This window comes from Neisseria sp. P0021.S006 (assembly GCF_051956895.1).
Genome location: NZ_JBQCWZ010000165.1, coordinates 1 through 2,147 on the forward strand (window position 1 = coordinate 1; position 2,147 = coordinate 2,147).

A 2,147-nucleotide genomic window follows, 5' to 3' on the forward strand; every position below is an offset into this window, starting at 1 on the left:
GGGCAGCAGGTTGTGCGGTACTTTTTTCAAAAACGGTACGACTGAGGAGAAAGACTCCGGCCATACGTCCTGCACATCGACAATCAGTTTGTAACCCAAACGAGCTTTGTGTTTGCCCAACAGCAGGTTGGTGGCAATCAGCGGATAGGCGGAAAAGACGACGTCTTGTTCGCCCGGACGGCAGTTTTCCAACCATTTTTCAAAATGTTTGACGAAGTGGTGATGGCTGGCCAAGCGTCCTAAAGACACGTTTTTGCTGTATCCGCTTTCTTCCAACAGCATGACTTTCAGACGGCCTTGTGAGGCGGCCTTGGCATCTTCGGGCCGTCTGAAAGATTTGTCGTAGTGCTTGAAGTTGCTGGTAATCAGCAACACGTCATGCGACTGCGACAACAGCTCGGCAAGATACCAGAAGCGGTTGAAATGCGGCTCGGACGGCAATGAGCAATAAGGGGCGACGATGGTAATGTTCATGTTTCAGATAGCCTTACATTTCGTACGCAGCCATGGTGGTGCGGTAGATTTCGTCGTCGGAGCATAAGGTTTCGACGTGTTTGTGCAGGGCTTTACCCATTTGACCACGCAACTCTGGATGCTTGATGAGTGTATCGACGGCTTCGATAAATGCTTCGTCGTCGCCGAAAGGAATGCAGTAGCCGGTTTGGCCGGTAATGACCATTTCCGAAATGCCCGCCATGTTGTAGGTCACGACAGGCGTGTCGTAAAGGCCGGCTTCCAAAATATTGTTGCCGACACCTGCTCCGTGGTCGCCTACGCAATGCGGCGTGTTCACCAAAATATCGACTTCTTTGAAGTAGCCGGTCAAGTCGCGGACGCCGCCGAGGAAGGTGACTTTGTCTTCAATGCCTAAACGTTTGGCTTGGGCTTTGAGGTTGTCCATTTCTTCGCCGATACCTGCAACGTTGAGGCGTACAGGCATACCGCGGTCAACCATTTCCTTCAAAATATCCAACATCAGATGCACGGCGCGGACGGTGTCCAAACGGGAAAGCGTGCCCAGTTGGACATAGTCTTTGACTGTTTTTTCAGGAACGAAATCTACTTTGTGCAGGGCATTGTAGGTGTAGGTGATGCGGTTGGCAGGGAAACCGTAACGGATGAGTTTTTCACGTTCGTGTTTGCAGTTGCCGATGATGTACACGCCCAGCTTGTCGAAAAGCTTGGCAATTTTCGGATAAGTTTCCGGATTAAGGCCGCGCGCGTGGTAGAACACTTTGGTTTTCGGCGAGGCAAACTTGGCCGCAATGGCACAGGCCGGAACGATACGCGCCATTTGGCAGTGAATCACATCGGGCTTCTCTTTTTTCAGCAGTTTCATATAGGCAAACATGCCTTTGACGTAACCCAAAAGACCACCTTGGTAAAAATCAATCGGCTGCCAACGGATGCCCAATGCTTGCGCTTCCTGAATCAAAGGGCCGTCTGAAGAGGCCAATACGATATCGTGTCCGCGTTGTTTGAGCAGGCGACCGAGGCGGAAAGTGGCATTTTCAGTGCCACCGAGGCCAGACATGGAGGTAGTCAGGGTGATTTTCATGATATTCCCTTTGTTTTAGATGGGGTATAGCTATATGTGTAAGCGGCCTGATTTTGTAATTTGGATGCGACAAATGTGCTGTAAATGTAAATCAGCAGGCAGGGTAGCCAGATGAAGGGCATACGCAAAATGGTGGACGGAATAAAACCTGCTAACAAGAAAATGCCCAAGGCAACCCAAGCCAGTACGCGTGATTTGTTGGTTAGTGCACGGCTTGAGGCAGTGTAGAGGAAATAAAACGCTACAAATGCAATAAAGCCGAGCAGGGAAATTATGCCGAAACCCAGATACAGCTCGATGATGAAGCTGTGCGGGTTTTCAAAGCCCAAGCTGTCGCTCAAATGGCCGCCGAAATATTCGCGAAAATTTTTTGGTCCGTAGCCGGTTAGCAACAGGGGCGGATTATTCCAAAAATAGTTGTAAATCTCCTGACGGTAGGACACAGAGTTGTCGCTGTCTAAATCGAATAGAAAAAGGTATACGCGGCTGGAAAAACGTTCAAGAAAAGGGTTGCCGTTAAGTGACAGCAAAAATTCCGCGATGACACGGGATGGAATCATCGATAATGTTAACGCGAGCAGTCCTGTGG

1 protein-coding gene and 2 pseudogenes are annotated in these 2,147 nt (G+C 49.7%); all 3 read right to left on the reverse strand.

The features are described from left to right. Positions 1 to 474 (reverse strand): annotated as a pseudogene (locus ACTHUM_RS12020) (hypothetical protein); the annotation flags it as partial. Positions 475 to 487: 13 nt separating this feature from the next. Then, complete coding sequence (locus tag ACTHUM_RS12025; protein WP_440402965.1) at positions 488 to 1,558, reverse strand: glycosyltransferase family 4 protein; 1,071 nt, start codon at positions 1,556 to 1,558, stop codon at positions 488 to 490. Beyond that, positions 1,555 to 2,147 (reverse strand): annotated as a pseudogene (locus ACTHUM_RS12030) (O-antigen ligase family protein); the annotation flags it as partial. The gene ACTHUM_RS12025 and the pseudogene ACTHUM_RS12030, both read right to left, overlap by 4 nt.